This is a genomic window from Pyxidicoccus xibeiensis, assembly GCF_024198175.1.
Taxonomy (GTDB): domain Bacteria; phylum Myxococcota; class Myxococcia; order Myxococcales; family Myxococcaceae; genus Myxococcus; species Myxococcus xibeiensis.
Window position 1 is genome coordinate 379,262 of sequence record NZ_JAJVKV010000009.1, and the last position, 17,214, is coordinate 396,475.

Sequence of the window (17,214 nt, forward strand, 5' to 3'; positions counted from 1 at the left end):
GAAGAAGCCCTCGCGAAAGCCCGCGCCCTCGTCCGTGCTGGCCATCTGGAACTCGTAGCGCGCATACCGGGACAGCTCGTCGTCGGAGAAGTCCCGAATGGCCAGCGCACAGCCACGCTTGCTGCCGTAGCGCCGGTACAGCGAGCCGACCGACATACGCATCACCCGCGCCAGCTCCGCGGCCGGAGTCTTGTCGTAGCCGCGCTGCGCCATCACCGCCGCTGCCTCCTCCATCCGCGTGGCCACGAACTGCTGGTACAGCTCTATCATCCGCCCACCCCCTGCCGGACCGACCCGCCCGTGGAAGGAACGTTCCTTCCGCCAGCACCTTCCTACCGGGTGGGGCTGACATGCCGACGGCGGACGACCGGGCAGGTCACCGGAGACCACGGTCGCCAGCGGCAGACCGCTCCTTCCGGGAGGCAGGCCGGGAAGGCCTTGCCCGCGTGTCGAACGAGGCGGAAAGAAACAGGCGCAAGATTCTTCAAGAACGCATCACGGCCCGCGGACACCTTGCCTCCCGTTCTCTCACGAACGTGGAGGCAGACCATGAAGGCAAGCAGAGTAGGCATCCTGGGCAGTGCGCTGTGGGTCCTGGCGTGTGGCGGTGTCTTCGGGTGCTCGGAGGATGAAGCGCCCGTGCCGTCTCGCGACGGAGTCACGGAGCTCATCCTGCCAGGCGACGACTTCTACCCGGAGGGCATCGCCGCCGGCGCGGACGACACCCTGTACGTGGGCAGCCTGATGAACGGACGCATCGTCCGGGTGCGGCCCGGCAGCGCCCGGGCAGAGGACTTCGTCGCTCCACGCGCAATCGTGACGGGCGTGGTGGGGCTGCTGGTGCAGGAGGAGAAGCAGTACCTGTGGCTGTGCAGCAACGTGTTCGGCACACCGGATGCGCCGGAGCTCATCGCCGTGAGCCTGTCCACGGGACAGGCCGTCCACCGGCATGTGTTCCCCGCGCAGCAGGGCGCTGGCTCGGGGTTCTGCAACGAGCTGGCCCTGGACACTGCCGGCAACCTTTACGCGACGGACAGCTTCCTCGGGCGCATCATCCGGGTGCCGGCGGCGCGCGTGGACACCGACAACTCGGCGGAGGTGTGGATCCAGGCCGATGCGCTCTACGGGCCGCAGGGGCAGTTCGGCCTCAACGGGCTCGCCTTCGACGGAGCGTCGTCGCTCTACGCGGTGAAGACGGCGGACGGGAAGCTGTTCCGCATCCCCATCACCGCGGGAGGTGCGGCGGGCGCCGTGCAGGAGGTGCCCTTGGACCGGCCCCTGGTGGGCCCGGACGGGCTGAAGCACTCCGCCTCGGCGGGGCTCGTCGTCGTGGAGCAGTACGGCACGGCGGTGTCGCGCATCGCCCTGGGCGCGGACGGCCGGGGCGCGGTGACGAAGCTCCAGGAAGGACTCAAGGACCCCACCTCGGTGGAACTTGCGGAGGGCAGTGCGTGGGTCTCGGAGAGCCAGCTCTCCCATCTCACCAGCCCGACCCCACCGCCGCTGGAGCTGCCCTTCCGCGTCCGCCGCGTGTCCCTGCCGGAGTAGCCTCGAAGCGGCTACACGGGGCGCAGGGTGGGCTCGTGATAGTCGGGCCCCACCTGTGGCGGCATGCGCTCGCCGGGGCCCACGCCCGTGGGCTTCAAGGCGGACCGGGCCATCTCCTCACCGTGACGCATCCGCATGCGGATCATCTCCGGTGAGAAGTCGAGCGTGTCCCCCAGCGGCTTCGCCGGCTCGATGACGGTGATGCGGCAGTAGCGGTAGGGCACGCCATCCGGCCGCCGCAGCGTGTAGCCCTCTTCGTAGGCCTGCCTCACGATGTCGTTGATGCGGACGAAGGTGTCCACGTCGTTGAGGAGGATTTCGTTGATGGTGATGTCCACGAGGCTGCGCTTGGCCACGTCCAGGATGTTGGCCGGGGCCTTCGCGGACTCGAGCTTCGGCGAGGAGCAGGCGATGACGACGATCTCCGTGGGGCCGAACTGCAGCGCGTCCCCCAGGGGCGTGACGTTGCGGAGCCCACCGTCGACGATGGCGGTGGGCCCGATGGGCTCCCAGATGACCGGCATGGTCGCGCTCTGCCAGACGGCGTCCAGGAAGTCCTTCGCCTCGCTGGGCACCAGCTCGTAGTTGCCGGAGACCAGCGACACGCGGCCCACGTGGGCAGGCACGACGAAGGGGCGCCCGGCGGCATTCCGGTAGATGAAGTCCCGCAGCGGCGTGCCGTCATAGAGCCCCAGCTTGCGGAGGAGGCCCAGCCGCAGCGCGATGACGGGCCAGGGGAACTTCCGGTACACGTCTGTCTCGCGGATGTTCAGCCAGACGTCGTTCAGCTCCTTGAAGGCGTGCTGCGCCAGGAGCGCGGCGTTCAGGGCGCCCACGGAGACGCCGAAGATGCGCTCCCAGCGGAAGCCGTGGACCTCGCGCAGGACGCGCTCGGCGCCCACCTGGAAGGCTCCCTTGGCGCCACCACCGGAGAGCACGAGCGTTGCGGGGCGTTCCGTCATGACCACGACACACCTCCTGGGCTGGATGACTGGCCCGGGCGCGCGGCACGGCCCGGGCGGAGCCCATGGTCACACCCGGTCGAGGAGGGATAGACACGTGCCAGAGGCCAGGGAATCGCCCCCCGGCGCCACTCCCTGTTCATCGCCAGGCCCTCCTCCTGGCTCATCCGAGGTGCGATGCTTCGCGGGTCCGGAGGGACTCCACTGCGTGTCCCTGCCTGGCGGTGGCCTCACCGGCCGTTTTCCGGATGGCCCGAAGGTGCTCACCGTGCTGGAGGAGCAAGCCATGCTGGACGACGCCAACGACCTCGAGGCGCTGCGCATCCTCGGACAACTGGAGCCGGCGCGAGCCATCCCGCTGCTCCTGGACGCCGTCTGGAAGGCGGGCGAGGCCCGTCCCGAGCCCAAGACGCTCAGCCGCGTCGACGCCTATGCCATCGAGAGCGCCCGACGCGAGAGAGGCATGAAGGCGCTGCTGCTGCTCGGCAGGCTGGGTGCGCGGGCGGCCTCTGCCCTGCCGACGCTCTCCGGCTACCGGAAGCTCTGCTCGCTGGAACCGTACGCGGACGCCGCCATCGACGACATCGTTCGGGACCTGTGCCGCAACCGCGCGCCGCCGCTGCCAGCGGGCCCCGCCGCCGAGGCCCGCGTGGCGGCCCTGCTCCGGGACGTGCCGCCCCCCAGGCTGCCCGCCGACACACCGGCCTGGATGCTCGCGCGCTGGGCCGAGCAGCTCCGGGCGCAAGGTCCCGAAATGACCGTCCGCGTCGCGCTCGCGGCCGCGCGCCGGGTGCTGGGGCTGTGGGAGTACCAGGACCCGACCAACGACGGTCCCCGGCGCGCGGTCATGGCGATGGATGCCTGGCTCCAGTCGCCCACGGACGCGCTCGTCGACAGCGCCGTGTACGACGGGCACGTCGTACCCAGCCAGGCGGCCACCCCGCCACATGCCTACTCCGCCTGCTGGTCGGTGACCTACGCCACGCGGTGCCTGCCACGCGAGGAGCCCCGAGACTCCGACGCGCCACCGCTCCACGAGGACGACGGAGACCCGCTGGGCGCGTGTGTCTGGGCCGCCTGCCGCGCCCTGAGCCGCCAGTCCGCCCTCACCGGGTCCTTCGGCTCCACGGAAGACTCACCGGACCCGCTCACCCCGCTCCAGTCGGCGAGGGAGATCCACCAGGCCATCCTGGACGAGGTGCTTCCCTGGGCCCACGGGACGTGGGACCCCGTGAAGGACGTCGCGCGCCTCCGGGATGAGCTCGCGGGCCGGGGGTGGAAGGTGGCGAGTGCTCCCCAGGGAAGAGGCCGCTAGGATGCCGCCTCCTTCCTTCCTGGAGCCCTGATGACGCGGACCCTCGGCTGTGTGGCGGCGTTGCTGCTCTCCTTCATGCCCGCGTGGGCGCTCGCCCAGGATGCCGCCGCCCCCGCAGCGCCGCCGGACGTGGAGGCCACGCACAACGCGCTGCGCGCCCTCAAGCAGGACATGGAGGACGCGCTCAACAAGCAGGACGTGGACCGGCTGCTGTCGCACCTGCACCCGGACGTCGTCTTCACCACGATGAACAACGACGTGCGCGTGGGCAAGGAGTCCATCCGCGCCTACTACGACGAGATGATGCGCGGGCCGAACCGCGTGGTGGAGAAGGTGACGGCGAAGTTCGAGGTGGACGACCTCACGCGCCTCTACGGGAGCACCGGCGTCGCCCGGGGCTCGTCCAAGGACCACTACGTCCTCACGGATGGCACGGACATCGTCATCGACAGCCGGTGGACCTGCACCATGGTCCGCGAGGGCGACCAGTGGCTCATCGCCGCCTTCCACTACTCCACCAACGTGTTCGACAACCCGCTGATGTCGAAGCTGAAGAACTACGGGGCGGTGCTGCTCGCCCTCATCGCGGTGGGCGCGCTCCTCGCCGGCTTCGTCATCGGCCGGACGACGCGCCGGAAGGCAACGACCTGACCTGCGCCTCCCCTCTGAGGAACGGCAGGCGCCGGGGCAGCCGCTTCCGCCAGAAGCCCTCGATGGAGCGGTGGAACAGCCACAGCAGCCGCACGCCCGTGTGCGCCCCCAGGGCCGTCAGCTCCTCCGCCGAGCGGTCCAGCAGCGCCCGCGCGCGGCCGTACTCCGCCACCACCCACGCGCGACCCGCGGCCGAGCCCAGCAGCGCCTCGTAGCGGGCCGGGTCCGCGCCCTCGCTCCGCACCTGCTCCGCCACCTCGGCCGGCACGTTGTAGAGGCCCAGTCCCAGGTCCTCCCGCAAGTCACGTTGGACGGAGCACCAGCCGAAGGCCTCGAGGAGCGCAGGGGCATTCGTCGCGCGCACCCGGCCCCCGGCCACGTAGAGCATCAGGTCCACCGAGAGCCGGAAGGTCTCCCGATGGTGCGAGCGGAGCGCCTCGTCCGTGAGCCACCGCTGCGCGAGCACGCGCTCACGGTCCTTGCGCATGTGGCGCATGAGCGCGAAGACCTGCCCCCGGGCCTCCGCGTCCCCCAGGTGGGCGAGCAGCCACCGTCCCAGCGTGGCCGCCGTCCCGGTGTCCCGCACCTGGCCCGACTCCAGCTCCTCCACCAGCGCATCCACGAAGTCGAGCGGCTCGCCCTCGACGCGACGGTCTCCATCCAACACGTCGTCCACCAGCTGGAGGAAGCAGAACCCCACCCGGGCCACGCGCGCGGCACGCCACGAGCGGCCCAGCGAGGTCCCATAGAGCGCCAGGCCAATCAGCCCGTAGCGCGGGTGTCGGCGCGTGAAGCGGAACAGCTCCCTGGCGCACAGGGCCTCCATCCGCACCGCGTCCAGGAAGTCCTCGCGCCGCACCCAGGGCGAGAGCAGCCGCCAGGTGCCCCAGGCCAGGAGCACCCCGGCCAGCACGTCCACCAGGTGGTGCTCGTGGATGAGCAACGTGGACGCCGCGATACCCGCCGCCCACAGGCCGAACACCGTCTGCGCGAACCAGCCCGAGCGCTCGGCATAGGCCAGCGCGGCGGTGCACGCGAAGGCCACGTGGAGCGATGGCAGGTAGTTGCGCTCCAGGTTCATCGTATCGGCCAGGAGGAAGACGTCCGCCCAGCCGCCCTGCACCAGGCGGGGCGGCCACGCCACCTCCACGGGCAGCACGAGGAAGAACAGCGCGCCCAGCACCGTCTGCACGCAGAGCACGAGCGCGAAGGGCAGCATGTCGCGCCACGTGCGGAACACGAGCAGCGACAGCAGCAGCAGCACGTCCATGCTCACGTAGACGGCGGCCCATGCCGGGATGAACGGGATGTGGCGCTCGAAGGGCAGGTCCACGTGCAGGCCGCCGGGATAGAAGCCCGTCACCCAGCTCGCGCCGCCGTACACGGCGAGGAAGAACAGCGCGAACCCGGCGGTCATCGCGCCGGTGAGGATCAGCTCCTCGCGCCGGGGCCAGCCGAACAGGGCGGGACGCTCACTCATCGCTCCTCCAAGGTTGCCGCGGGCAAGGTTGCCGCGGGCAGCGGCCGGGGGCCACGCCACATCGACAACCAGACGCGCAGGAAGGACGGCCGGGGCACGTCCGGGTCCACGTAGTGGCCCAGGTGGAGCCACGGCACCTGGGGATGCCGGTGGTGGGCGCGGTGGTAGTGGTAGTTGAGGAACAGCCAGCGCACCGGAGCGGCCACGCGCAAATCCCACGCCCCGTCCCGGACGTGCAGCGGAGACCAGGCATGGTCCGCATACTGGAGCCCGCTCCAGTTGACGGCGAACGCCGCGTAGCAGAGCGCCTGGCCCGTGACGGACAGCTCCAGCGCCACCGCGAGCCCGGCCTGCACGGCCACCGCGAGCAGCACCTCCCACCGGATGGCCGCGCCCGGCGCCGCCTCCAGTCGCCCGAGGTACGCGTCCGCGCCCGTCTGCTCGCCATAGCGGGTGCCCGTGCCGCGCAGCCGGTGCAGCAGCCCGGGCACCAGCGCGAAGGCCACCGCGCCCACGGGCACGAAGAGCCAGTAGAGCCCGGAGAGGATGGAGTACCACTGCGCGCGCTTGAGCAGGCGGTTGTCCCCGGGCCGGAAGTAGTCGAACTGCTCCAGGTGGGTGCGGTTGTGGCGGTGGTGGTTCAGGTGGAAGGCGCGCTGCATGGTGAAGGACGTGGGGAACAGCGTCGCGGCCAGCCGTCCGAGCCCGTCATTCACCCACCGCACCGGGTGCAGCACGCCGTGCGTGGCCTCGTGCAGCAGCGAGAAGACGGTGTTGTTCACGAAGGAGAACGCAACCGCGGCCAGCAGCCGGACGGTCCAGGTCTCCGCATGCGTGGCCACCCACAGGCACGCGGCGCAGGCGCCCAGCGCGGACGCCAGGAGCACGACGTTGAGGGCGGCCGGAATCGGCGGGCCCCTACCCTCGCTCGTCATCGCGGTCCTCCGGGAGGCTGGCGGTGAAGTCGAGCAGCTGCCGCAGCACCGGGTCCTCCGCGGCGCCAGCGGCATTGAAGCGCATGCCATGGAGCACGGAGAGGTCCCTGCGCAGGAACGCCGTGAAGAGCCACCGGGACACCGCGAGCGACACGCCGTCCATCCCCGGGACGTGGCTGCGCCGGGCGGCGAAGGCCAGCCGCACGGACATGCCCTCGGGCGTCTTGTGGAGGCCGGCGACCAGGGCGCTCCGGGTGCGGCCCAGGTCGCTCTCCACCGACAGCAGCGTCCCGCCGTGCAGGGTGATGGTGACGCCGATGCGGTTGCCGGACAGGGCCTTCATCAGCCGGTCGCTCGGGCCGGTGCCGGTGACGCGCGACGTGTAGCGCAGGCGGAAGGTGAACGGGTCCGGCCGCTCCACGGTGGGCGCGTCCCACAACTCCCGGCGGTGCACGGTGCGCAGGTGCTCGATGTCGAACGAGTTGGCGATGACGGGCAGCCAGTCGCAGCGCACGGTGACGGCGGGCCCGGTGCGCCAGCGCAGCTCCGCGTCGCCCACCGCTGGAGGGGGGAACAGCACCACGGGCCCGTTGAAGACCAGGATGGCGCCATGGCGCTCCACCACGGGGAACGGCCGCTGCCCGGGCCGGCCCGTCACCTCCGGCTGACGGGGAACCGCGCGGCAGGCACCGCTCCCATCGAAGCGCCAGTGGTGCAGCGGGCAGCGGAGGCAGTCGCCCACCACGGTGCCGCCCGCGAGGTGGGTGCCCATGTGGGCGCAGTGCGCGGACAGCGCGAACACCGTGCCGCCCTGCCCGCGAAAGAGCACCAGCTCACGCCCGCCCAGGCTGAAGCCCATGACCTGCCCGGGCCGGAGGGACTCGGACGGGCACACGAGGTGCCACGTCCGCAGCCGCCCCGGCTCGGGTTGACGGACCGGGTCCGACCACGCCGCGACATTCACCGCCATGCCGCGAGGCTAAGCCATCCAGCGTCAAAACCAGAGTGTCCCGCAGTGCGCTCACGCGGCGCGGAACATTCCCTCCAGCGCCGGCTGCCACCGGGCCTTGAGCGCCTCCACCGCGGGTGCGTCCAGGCCGTAGGTGAGCAGGCAGACCCAGGCCCGCACCTCGCCATCGCAGCCGCTGATGTCCACGGTGAGGCGCGCGTCGTTCCAGTTGCGCAAGACGATGCCCAGCGCGCGAGGCGGCACCCACAGGTCCACCTCCCCTTCCAGCGCCTCCCCCGTGACGGCGCGCGCCTTGAACCCCCGCTCGCCGGTGCGCTCCAGGCCGAGCACGCCCGGCCCCAGCAGCTTCTGCCACGCCTCGTCCAGACCGACATTGCCCACGGGCACCGGCACCATGATCTGCTGCCCCGCGACATCCCGATGCCGCTCCAGCATGTGCTTGAGGTTCTGGAGGAACACCGACCAGCCCCGGTCCAGCGAGTCGTACTCGGCATCCCAGTCCGCGCCCTCGCCAAAGCCGGAGTGCACCAGTCGCAGCGTCGTCTCGCCGCCCTCGCCCTCCACGTACCAGTCCGTGGCCACCTGCGGCCGCTCGGGAGCGCGCGTCTGGAAGTGCTTGCCCTGCTCCCAGACCTCGATGCGCGACTCGCCCGCCATCCCAGGCCAGCTCAGCCACACGTACCCGCCGACGCCCGGCTTCACCTTCGCGTCGAGCGCGAACCAGCGGACGATTTGCTCCGCCTCGGTGATGGCCCGCCAGACGGCGTCCGCCGGAGCGTTGATCTTCACCTGCTTCTCGAGACTGCGCGTCTTGTCCTGGCTCACTCGGGGTGCTCCTTCTCGGGGGCGGCTGCGGGGTGGACGCCGAGGAAGAGGCGATAGGGGCGCCCGCCCTCGGACTTGTCGTCGTGGTAGCGCGCGACGAGCCGGCCCACGGTCTCCGCCAGCTCCTCGGCGAAGGCATGGCGCGCCTTCGCGTTGGCGAAGCGCACGTCGGCCTGTAGCGAAAATGTCGGCAGCGTCTTGCCGGCCTGCTGCGCGCGCTCGCGCAGGGTGGCCACCTCGCGCACGCTGCGGGCCGCGACGGCGATGAGGTAGGCGGACGAGAAGCGGTCCACCGCGGCGGCGGGGTCCGGTGCGAGCGAGGCCAGCGCCTCGGCCGAGACGAGGTACGCGCGGGAGCTGGCCTTCACCAGCCGCTCCACCACGTTGCCCTTGCGGCGCTCCTCGACCAGCTCGACCAGGCCCTGCTGCTCCAGCTCCTTCAGGTGGTACCCGACCTTCTGCCGCGACGTGGCCAGCTCGCGCGCCAGCGCCGCCGCCGTCGTCGGCGTCGCGAGCCGCTCCAGGATGCGGGCCCTCATGGGCCGGGCCTTCGCCGCGCTGCTGTCCTTCGCCATGCCCGCCTTGTAACGCCGACAAACTTTCCAGGTCAAGACAAAGAAAGTTTGTCGGTAGTCTGTCGGGGCTTCCCGTGCCCTCTTGGAACCAGACCCGCCAAGATGCTGTCCTGCGCGCGTTCCTCCCCGGAGGCCTGGCATGAAGCGGACGTCACTCGTTCTCGTGGTGGTCGTGGCGTTCCTCGCCGGACTCGGACTCTGGTGGGCGCGCAGCCGCTCGGACGGCGCGGGCGCGTCCCCGCCTGGTGCGGCCACGGGCGACTCCACCTCCCAGACGGCATCCGGCGAGCCCGGGTCCCCAGGCGCCTCCGCGCAGGGCGGCACGCCCTCCGGTGCGGCGACCGGCGGCGAGACCGAAGCTGGCACCCCGTACGTCGACGAGCCGATGCGCCAGGAGGAAGGCGCCCTGCGCGTGGAGGTGGTCACCGCCTCGGGGCCGAAGCCGGGCGCCAGGGTGACGCTCTACTACTGGGGGACCCGCGGCGCCCAGGCGGGGAAGCCGCGCTGGTTCGTGGCGGGAAGTGGGCTGACCGATGACGGGGGCTTCCTGACGCTGCACGCGCGGCCGGGGACCTACCTCGTCACCGCCAGGGCCAACGGCCTCGCCACGGCCCGAGCCCACGTCACCCGGCCGCGCGGTGAGGCGACGACTTCGGTCCGCCTCACGCTCGACTTCGGCGGCAACCTCGAGGGCGTCACCGTGGAGAAGGGCTCGAAGACGCCCGTGCCGCTCGTGGAGCTCACCCTGACCCCGCGCGCGTCCAGCGGCGGCGCCTCGATTCCCGCCGCCCTCTCGATGAGCGCGTCGATGCCCGAGGAGGAGCGTCACGCCATCACCAGCAACGGCAGCGGCGAGTTCCTCTTCCAGGGCCTGGCGCTGGGTGAGTACCAGCTGGACGCGAAGGCTCCGGGACGCGCCCCCCGGCGCATCGGCCGCGTCCGCGTGCCCACCGCCGGACTCACCGTCGAGCTGGGGGGCTCGGCCTTCATCGAGGGCTTCGTCGAGCTGGCCGACGGCAAGCCGGCCGCGGGGGCACGCGTGATTGCCTCGGGCACCGGAGACGCGGTGGAGACCGACACGAGCGCGGGTGGCGCCTTCTCGCTCGACGTGCCTCCGGGCGTGTATCAGGTCACCGCGCGCGAGGGAGCGCTGACCGGCGCCTCACCCTCGCGAGTCACCGTGGGCGCTGGAATGACGGTCCGCGACGTGCGCATCCGCCTGGGCGCGGAGGCCTCGCTCGCGGGCCTGGTGCGGCGCAAGGGCTCGGGCGAGCCCATCGCCGGAGCGGCCATCTCCGTCACGCCGGGCGCCCTCGTCTTCAGCGTCGAGGAGGACGCCACCGAGGTGGCCAGCGCCGTCTCCGCGGCGGACGGGCGCTTCGAGGCGGGCGCGCTCGCGCCAGGTATGTACTCCGTGACGGTGCGGGCCCGGGGATTCAAGAAGTGGACGAGGAGCGGCGTCAGCGTACTGGACGGCCAGCGCTTCGACCTCACCGCCGACCTGGAGGCCCACGGCCGCATCGAGGGCACCGTGGTGGACGGGGACGACAAGCCGCTCTCCGGCATCCACGTCACCGCCGAGTCGCGCTGGCGCATGGCTCCGCTGGAGGGCACGCTCGTCACGGTGACGGATGCACAGGGCGCGTTCGTGCTCGAGGGGCTCCCACCGGGAGAGGTGTTCGTGGCGGCCCGCCGTCCGGGCAGCGAGACGAACCTCCGCGAGGGCGTGAAGGTCATGCCGGGCGAGACGAGCCGGGTGCGGCTGAAGCTCGTGGAGGAAGGGCTCCTGGAGGGCACCGTGCGCCTCGAGGGAGGCTACATGCCGCCGAAGCCCGTCACCGTCTCCGCGCTGCGGGAAGGCGCGCCCTACTCTGAGTCCATCAAGGTCCCCGCCACCTCGGAGGGCGCCTGGTCGATGCGGATGCGCGCGGGCCGCTACCGGCTCACCGCGTGGATGACGGACACCGGAAACCAGAGCGGAGACCAGGTGAAGCTGGTGGACCTGGAGGCCGGCGGGAAGAAGCACGTGGCGCTGGAGGTGCGTGAGGCACGCAAGCCCATCCTCGTCACGGTGCTGGAGCCCAATGGAGCGCCCAGCGTCAGCGCCACGGTGATGGGGAGCGAGGTGGGCAAGCACGAGATCCTCATCGAGGACGTCACCGACGCCTCCGGCCAGGTCACGGTGGTGGCGGATGGCATGGGCGGCACCGCGCTGCACCTGTGGGCCACCAATGGCGGGCGGCGCGGAGACCTGCCCTCGGTGCCCACGTCCCGGAGCGCCGTCACGCTGCAGCTGTCCCCGGGAGGACGCCTCAGCGGCAGCGTGCGCTCGGCGGGCGGTCGCCCCGTCGAGGGCTTCCGGCTCGTGGCCGCCGCCGTCCGGAAGGACGATGACTTCCTCACCACTCAGGAGCTGGACTTCGCCGGAGACCGGTTCGTCGTGGAGGACATGGTCTCAGGGCCGGTCACGCTCACCGTCACGTTGCCGGATGGCCGCGCCGGGAAGGCGGAGGCCACCTGCGCCGCCGGCACCACCACGCAGGTGGACGTCGTCGTGGAGGCCGGGGGCAGCCTCACCGGCCGGCTGGTGGACACCGCGGGCGCGCCGGTGGCGGACGCCTTCGTGGACGTGGACGGCGTCCTCACACCGAGGACGGGGGCGGATGGGCGCTTCCGGGTGGAGGACCTCGCGCCCGGCCCGCACCGGGTCTCCGCCTGGAAGGGCAGCGGGCTGCGGGAAGACCGGGAGGTGAGCATCACCCCGGGCAAGGCGCTGGACCTGGGCGACTGGCGCATGGGGCCCGCGCGCGTCGAGCCAGGGCGCCTGGGGCTCTATTTCGGGATGAGTGGAGACGACGTCACCGTGAGCTGGCTCGCGCAGGGAGGCCCCTCCGCGTCACTGCGCATCGGCGACGTGGTGAAGGCCATCGACGGAGCCGCCGTGCGGGACCCGGGTGAAGCCCGCCAGCGCGAGCTGGGCGCCCCGGGCAGCCCGGCCACGCTGCTCATCCTCCGCGAGGGTCGGACCTGGCCCGTCACCCTCAACCGGGCCCTGTAGCCGGGGCCCTCCGGGGCGATGGACGACGACCCGAAGGCGTGGCTGGCTCCGAATGGAGTGCAGAGCGTTCAACCAACCGCTGGAGCCCATGAGGGCTCCCGGCGGCACCACCAGGAGTCATCATGAGCACCAGCACCCTCGCCGCGCCGCAGCTCGTCATCAACAGCCGGATGCTGTACTCGAGCTGGATTCCCGCCGACCCGAAGGCCGCCGCGGCGCTGCTGCCCAGGGGGCTGTCGCCCGCGGCCAACCGCGCCATCTACATGAACCAGTACGTGGTGGACTCGGCGGACCAGACGTCGGGCTTCGGCGCGTACTCGCTGACGTACCTGGGCCTGGACCTCGCGGACCACTTCGCGCCCGACGGCGTGACGCCGGGCCGCTTCTTCACGCACTACCTCAACTCCTCGCAGGGGGTGCGCGACTACGTGAGCGAGCGCGGCGTGCCCGCCTCGCATGGCACCACCACGCTGGAGCTGGAGGACGGCCGGCTGGTGGCCACCACGCGCGTGGACGGCATCCCCGTCATCCGCACGGTGGCGCGGGTGGGCCAGCAGATTGCCTCGGTGGCGCGCGGCCAGCTCATGTACGTGACGCAGGTGAAGAACAAGCTGATGGCGGGCAACTACCCCTACGTCGGGGAGATTGCCGCCGGCTTCGAGCTCCAGACCCTGGAGTTCCTCGCGCCGGACCACCCGGTGTACGCGCTGCGCCCGGCCAGCCCGCTGCAGAAGGTGGAGGCCTGGTGCTGGTACGCGCACCGCGACTCGTTCGTCTACCCGGGCGGTGAGTACGAGCTGAAGAAGTAACGCTCCGTCAGGGCGTGCCCGCGTCGGCGACGAAGCGGGCCATCCACTCCACCGCGCCTCGGATGGCCTCGTCCCAGTCCTGCTGCGGCATCATGTGCCCGGCGCCAGGGTACTCCCGGTGCCGCAGCCGCTCCGGGGCCGCCGCGTAGAGCGGCTCCAGCCGCGCATGGAAAGCCCGGGCCGGCTCGGCCGGTACCACGTCGTCCGCGCCCGCGTTCTGGCTGAACAGCGCCACCGGGAAGAAGCGCTCGGGCCTCAGGTGCGGGCTCTCCGGCCACGGCAGGCGCCACTCCGGCGACGCGAGCAGCGGCGTGGCGGCGGCCACCCGCGCCCCCAGCGCCACGGCCGCGTAGGTGATGAAGCCGCCCATGGAGACGCCGCACAGACCCAGTCGCTCGGGTGAGGCACCCTGCTGCACCAGGGCCTCCAGCAGGGCCGGTACCTCGCGGGCCGTGGCGAGCACGAGCGACAGGAACTCCGCCTCTACGTGCGGATTGCCATCCCGGAAACGGGCGTCAAAGTCGTGGAGGCGCCGGGCGCCATGGCCCACCGCATCCACGCCTACCGCGAACAGCCCTCGCGCGGCGAAGGCGCCCAGCTCTGGCGCGTTCACATCCTTGGAGGCGCCCAGGCCGTGGAAGAAGAGCACCGCGCCCCGGCGGAGCGCCTCCTCGCGAGGCCCCGCGTGGACGGACACGGCGGGCGCGCCCGCGAGGGAGAAGTCCTGCGTGTGGAAGTGCACGGCCCGAGTCTACCGCTACTCCTTGCCGCCCTTGTTCGGCAGGAGCTGGTCCTTCATCGCCTTGAGGGACTGCTTGAGGATGCCACCGGCATTCACATCCCCCTTCGCCAGCGCCTGGGCGTAGTGCTTCGCCTGCTCGAAGGTGATGTGCGGCGGCAGCAGCGGCACGTCCGGGTCCACGTACGCCTCGAAGACCACGGGCCTGTCCGCGCTCAGCGCCTCGTCCCACGCGCGCCCGAGCGACTCCGGCCGGTCCACGCGGATGCCCTTCAGCCCCAGCGACTCCGCGTACTTCGCATAGGGGAAATCCGGCAGGTCCTGCGTGGCCGGCAGCTTCGGGTCTCCGGCCAGCACCCGCTGCTCCCACGTCACCATGTTGAGGTCCCGGTTGTTCAGCACCAGGACGATGAAGCGCGGGTCCTTCCACCCCTTCCAGTACTTCGCCACGGTGATGAGCTCCGAGTTCCCGTTCATCTGCATGGCGCCGTCCCCCGCCACGGCGAGCACGGGCCGGTGCGGGAAGGCGAACTTCGCGCCGATGGCGTACGGCACCGCGCAGCCCATGGTGGCCAGGTTGCCGGACACCGACGCCATCATCCCCTTCCGGATGTCCAGGTACTGCGCGAACCAGCTCGTCCCCGAGCCCGAGTCCCCCGTGAGGATGACCTCGTCCGGAAGCTTCGGCGACAGCTCCCAGAACACGCGGCGCGGGTTGAGCGGGTTGGCGCTCTCCATTGCCAGCGCCTCCGCGGTCTTCCGCCACTGCCGGACGCTCTTCTCGAGGGTGTCCCGCCAGCTCCTGTCCTCCTTGCGCTGGAGCAGCGGAATCAGCGCGCGCAGCGTCTCCTGGCTGTCGCCCACAAGCGCGACCTCCATCGGGTAGCGGATGGCGAGCATCCTGCCATCGAGGTCAATCTGCACGCCCCGGGCCTGGCCCTCCTTCGGGAGGAACTCCGAGTACGGGAAGCTGGTGCCGACCATGAGCAGCGTGTCGCACTCGGACATCAGGTCCCAGCTGGCCTTGGTGCCCAGCAGGCCGATGGAGCCGGTGACGAACGGCAGGTCATCGGGCAGCACGGCCTTGCCGAGCAGCGCCTTGGCCACGCCCGCGCCGAGCAGGTCCGCCACCTGGACCACTTCCTCCGCGGCGTTCATCGCTCCGGCGCCCACCAGCATGGCCACCTTCTTGCCGGCGTTGAGCACGTCCGCCGCGCGGCGCAGGTCCGGCTCCCGGGGGAGCACGCGCGGCACGCTGTAGCCCACGCTGGAGTGGACGGTGCCGTGGGCGCGCTCGGGCTTCTGGTATGCCTCCTCCTGGATGTCGTTGGGGAGGATGATGCACGTCACCGTGCGCTCGTAGAGGGCGACGCGCACCGCCCGGTCCACCGCGTGTCGCACGGCGGAGGGGTTGGTGACCATGGTGCAGTACTCGCTGGCCACGTCCTTGAAGAGGGACAGGAGGTCCACCTCCTGCTGGTAGTGGCCACCGAGCACCGCGCGCGACTGCTGCCCGACGATGGCCACCACGGGCTGGTGGTCCAGCTTCGCGTCATAGAGGCCGTTGAGCAGGTGGATGGCGCCGGGCCCGGACGTCGCGAGGCACACGCCGGGCTGGCCGGTGAACTTCGCGTGCGCGCAGGCCATGAAGGCGGACATCTCTTCGTGGCGCGTCTGGACGAAGTGGAACTCCGACGTGCGCCCGAGCGCGCCGAGGATGCCGTTGATGCCATCGCCGGGGTAGCCGTAGATGCGGCGGACGCCCCACTGCGACAGGCGGTAGAGGAGGTAGTCGGAGACGGTGGCGCTCATTGGTGACCCCGGGGCGAAGACCCGCAGGGTCAACCTGGGCACCGCCCGGGTGCGGGGGAAGGCGGCCGGCCATGCAGCCGGGCGCTACTCCGCCCCGGCGGCGTCCTTCTCCAGGCCCACGTTGGTGGGAGCGCGGTTGTAGATGGCCTCGTCCAGCAGGCCCTCCTGTCGGGCCACCAGCACGGGCACCAGCATCTGCCCGGTGACGTTGGTGAGCGTGCGCATCATGTCGAGCACCCGGTCGATGGCGAGCAGGTAGCCCAGCCCCTCCAGCGGAAGGCCGGCGGAGCTGAGCACCACGGTGGCCATGACCACGGCGGTGCCGGGCACGCCCGCGGTGCCGAAGCTGCCCAGCACCGAGGCCAGCAGGATGATGAAGTACTGCGACGCGGACAGCTCCAGGCCGAAGTACTGGGCGATGAAGAGCGAGGCGATGGCCGGGTAGATGGCGCCGCAGCCATCCATCTTGATGCTGGCACCCAGGGGCACCGCGAAGGACGCGTAGTCCTTGTTGACGCCGAGGTTGTGCGTGACGCTGCGCAGGGACACCGGCAGCGACGCGAAGCTGGACGAGCTGACGAAGGCCACCTGCATGCCCGGCGCCGCGCCTCGGAAGAAGCGCAGCGGGTTGAGCCCGTGCACCAGCAGCAGGCCGCCGTAGACGAAGACGATGTGCAGTGCGCACGCCAGGTACAGCGCGATGACCAGGCGGCCCAGGGGCAGCAGGCGCTCGAAGCCGTAGGTGCCCACGAGCGCGGCGATGAGGCCGAAGGTGCCCAGCGGGGTGAGCTCCAGCACGAAGCGGGTGACTTGAATCATCGCGTCGCTGGCCTCGCGGACCAGCTCGCGCAGGCGGGCCGTCTTCTCGCCCAGCTTCACCAGGGCGAAGCCCAGCAGGCCGGCGAAGAAGATGACCTGGAGGATCTTCCCGCCCGCCAGCGCGGCGAAGGGGTTGGTGGGCACCACGTCCAGCAGGACCTGGATGGCGGTGGGGACCTCACGCGGCTTGTAGTCCGAGGCCAGCTGGAGCTGCCCCACGCCCACGCCCGGCTTCATCACGGCGGCGACGCCCAGGCCCACGCCCACGGCCAGCGCGGCGGTGACGGCGAACCAGAGGAACGTCTTGCCGCCCAGCACGGCCACGCTCTTCTGCCCGTGGAGCGCGGCCACCGCGTTGATGACCGCGAAGAACACCAGCGGGGTGGCGATCATCTTGATGAGGTTGACGTAGAGCGTGCCCAGGGGCTGGAACCAGGGCCCGGCGGGCGCGCCCACGAGCCAGCCGACCAGCGCCCCCAGCACGAAGCCGCCGAGCACACGCTGCCAGAACGGGATGCGGAACCAGACGGAGACGAGCTTCTTCACGGGGGACCCCTCGGCCTCGGCGGCGACCGGCGGACCATAACGGACCGCCCCGGTGGCCGCAGGGCCTTCACGCCCATGCAGGGTGCCTGGGAGACACCGGGACCGGCGCCCTTCCCGACCCGCCTGTCTGCTCGTCAGACAGGTAGGATGAAGTCCCCCGCCTGCCCGGT

The 17,214-nt window shown here is 71.4% G+C and carries 14 protein-coding genes and 1 pseudogene; 5 read left to right on the forward strand and 10 right to left on the reverse strand.

Going from position 1 to position 17,214, the window contains the following annotated elements:
* Positions 1-108 precede the first annotated feature (108 nt).
* Positions 109-270 (reverse strand): annotated as a pseudogene (locus tag LXT23_RS50780) (helix-turn-helix domain-containing protein); the annotation flags it as partial.
* A gap of 279 nt (positions 271-549) precedes the next feature.
* On the opposite strand from LXT23_RS50780, the gene LXT23_RS34190 reads away from it, so the two are divergent.
* Entirely contained in the window at positions 550-1,548 is a 999-nt protein-coding gene (locus tag LXT23_RS34190) for an SMP-30/gluconolactonase/LRE family protein (RefSeq protein WP_253984587.1), read from the forward strand.
* An 11-nt stretch (positions 1,549-1,559) separates the two neighbouring features.
* Here LXT23_RS34190 and LXT23_RS34195 read toward each other — a convergent pair whose 3' ends face one another.
* Positions 1,560-2,510: a patatin-like phospholipase family protein gene (locus LXT23_RS34195; protein ID WP_253984588.1), complete on the reverse strand. Its 951-nt coding sequence runs from the start codon at positions 2,508-2,510 to the stop codon at positions 1,560-1,562.
* Between the two features lie 208 nt (positions 2,511-2,718).
* Between LXT23_RS34195 and LXT23_RS34200 the strand changes: the two genes are divergently transcribed.
* The gene (locus LXT23_RS34200) at positions 2,719-3,825 is read left to right on the forward strand and encodes a hypothetical protein (RefSeq protein ID WP_253984589.1); all 1,107 of its coding nucleotides are present in this window, start codon (positions 2,719-2,721) and stop codon (positions 3,823-3,825) included.
* A 30-nt stretch (positions 3,826-3,855) separates the two neighbouring features.
* Positions 3,856-4,476 (forward strand): SgcJ/EcaC family oxidoreductase, encoded by a 621-nt coding sequence (locus tag LXT23_RS34205; protein ID WP_253984590.1) that lies wholly within the window; start codon positions 3,856-3,858, stop codon positions 4,474-4,476.
* On the opposite strand, the gene LXT23_RS34210 is transcribed toward LXT23_RS34205, so the two are convergent.
* The 5 genes from LXT23_RS34210 to LXT23_RS34230 are packed head-to-tail and all read right to left on the reverse strand — an operon-like array spanning position 4,439 to position 9,261.
* Positions 4,439-5,956, reverse strand: a complete 1,518-nt coding sequence (locus LXT23_RS34210; protein WP_253984591.1) for a phosphatase PAP2 family protein — start codon at positions 5,954-5,956, stop codon at positions 4,439-4,441. The two genes, LXT23_RS34205 and LXT23_RS34210, sit on opposite strands and share 38 nt — an antisense overlap.
* Complete coding sequence (locus LXT23_RS34215; protein ID WP_253984592.1) at positions 5,953-6,891, reverse strand: fatty acid desaturase; 939 nt, start codon at positions 6,889-6,891, stop codon at positions 5,953-5,955. The genes LXT23_RS34210 and LXT23_RS34215 overlap by 4 nt, the downstream gene beginning before the upstream one ends.
* The gene (locus tag LXT23_RS34220) at positions 6,875-7,861 is read right to left on the reverse strand and encodes a Rieske (2Fe-2S) protein (RefSeq protein ID WP_253984593.1); all 987 of its coding nucleotides are present in this window, start codon (positions 7,859-7,861) and stop codon (positions 6,875-6,877) included. Before LXT23_RS34220 ends, LXT23_RS34215 begins: the two co-directional genes overlap by 17 nt.
* Positions 7,862-7,912: 51 nt before the next feature.
* Entirely contained in the window at positions 7,913-8,686 is a 774-nt protein-coding gene (locus tag LXT23_RS34225) for an SRPBCC family protein (protein WP_253984594.1), read from the reverse strand.
* Positions 8,683-9,261, reverse strand: coding sequence for a helix-turn-helix domain-containing protein (locus LXT23_RS34230; protein ID WP_253984595.1), 579 nt, complete (start codon positions 9,259-9,261; stop codon positions 8,683-8,685). The genes LXT23_RS34225 and LXT23_RS34230 overlap by 4 nt, the downstream gene beginning before the upstream one ends.
* Before the next feature lie 139 nt (positions 9,262-9,400).
* On the opposite strand from LXT23_RS34230, the gene LXT23_RS34235 reads away from it, so the two are divergent.
* A complete protein-coding gene (locus tag LXT23_RS34235; RefSeq protein ID WP_253984596.1) occupies positions 9,401-12,319 on the forward strand; it encodes a carboxypeptidase regulatory-like domain-containing protein in 2,919 nt (972 codons plus the stop codon).
* 122 nt (positions 12,320-12,441) lie between these two features.
* Entirely contained in the window at positions 12,442-13,128 is a 687-nt protein-coding gene (locus LXT23_RS34240) for an acetoacetate decarboxylase family protein (protein WP_253984597.1), read from the forward strand.
* A 7-nt stretch (positions 13,129-13,135) separates the two neighbouring features.
* Here the strand turns inward: LXT23_RS34240 and LXT23_RS34245 are convergent, their stop codons facing one another.
* From LXT23_RS34245 to LXT23_RS34255, 3 genes are all read right to left on the reverse strand, one after another.
* A complete protein-coding gene (locus LXT23_RS34245; protein WP_253984598.1) occupies positions 13,136-13,870 on the reverse strand; it encodes an alpha/beta hydrolase family protein in 735 nt (244 codons plus the stop codon).
* A gap of 15 nt (positions 13,871-13,885) precedes the next feature.
* On the reverse strand, positions 13,886-15,679 hold the full coding sequence (locus tag LXT23_RS34250) for a thiamine pyrophosphate-requiring protein (RefSeq protein ID WP_253984599.1): 1,794 nt from the start codon (positions 15,677-15,679) through the stop codon (positions 13,886-13,888).
* An 84-nt stretch (positions 15,680-15,763) separates the two neighbouring features.
* Complete coding sequence (locus LXT23_RS34255) at positions 15,764-17,044, reverse strand: dicarboxylate/amino acid:cation symporter (protein ID WP_253984600.1); 1,281 nt, start codon at positions 17,042-17,044, stop codon at positions 15,764-15,766.
* Positions 17,045-17,214: the final 170 nt, after the last annotated feature.

Bases quoted from the DNA above. Each gene is read 5' to 3' on its own strand.
- LXT23_RS34190 (WP_253984587.1), top strand. From the start codon at position 550: ATGAAGGCAAGCAGAGTAGGCATCCTGGGCAGTGCGCTGTGGGTCCTG.
- LXT23_RS34195 (WP_253984588.1), bottom strand. From the start codon at position 2,510: ATGACGGAACGCCCCGCAACGCTCGTGCTCTCCGGTGGTGGCGCCAAG.
- LXT23_RS34205 (WP_253984590.1), top strand. From the start codon at position 3,856: ATGACGCGGACCCTCGGCTGTGTGGCGGCGTTGCTGCTCTCCTTCATG.
- LXT23_RS34210 (WP_253984591.1), bottom strand. From the start codon at position 5,956: ATGAGTGAGCGTCCCGCCCTGTTCGGCTGGCCCCGGCGCGAGGAGCTG.
- LXT23_RS34215 (WP_253984592.1), bottom strand. From the start codon at position 6,891: ATGACGAGCGAGGGTAGGGGCCCGCCGATTCCGGCCGCCCTCAACGTC.
- LXT23_RS34220 (WP_253984593.1), bottom strand. From the start codon at position 7,861: ATGGCGGTGAATGTCGCGGCGTGGTCGGACCCGGTCCGTCAACCCGAG.
- LXT23_RS34230 (WP_253984595.1), bottom strand. From the start codon at position 9,261: ATGGCGAAGGACAGCAGCGCGGCGAAGGCCCGGCCCATGAGGGCCCGC.
- LXT23_RS34235 (WP_253984596.1), top strand. From the start codon at position 9,401: ATGAAGCGGACGTCACTCGTTCTCGTGGTGGTCGTGGCGTTCCTCGCC.
- LXT23_RS34240 (WP_253984597.1), top strand. From the start codon at position 12,442: ATGAGCACCAGCACCCTCGCCGCGCCGCAGCTCGTCATCAACAGCCGG.
- LXT23_RS34250 (WP_253984599.1), bottom strand. From the start codon at position 15,679: ATGAGCGCCACCGTCTCCGACTACCTCCTCTACCGCCTGTCGCAGTGG.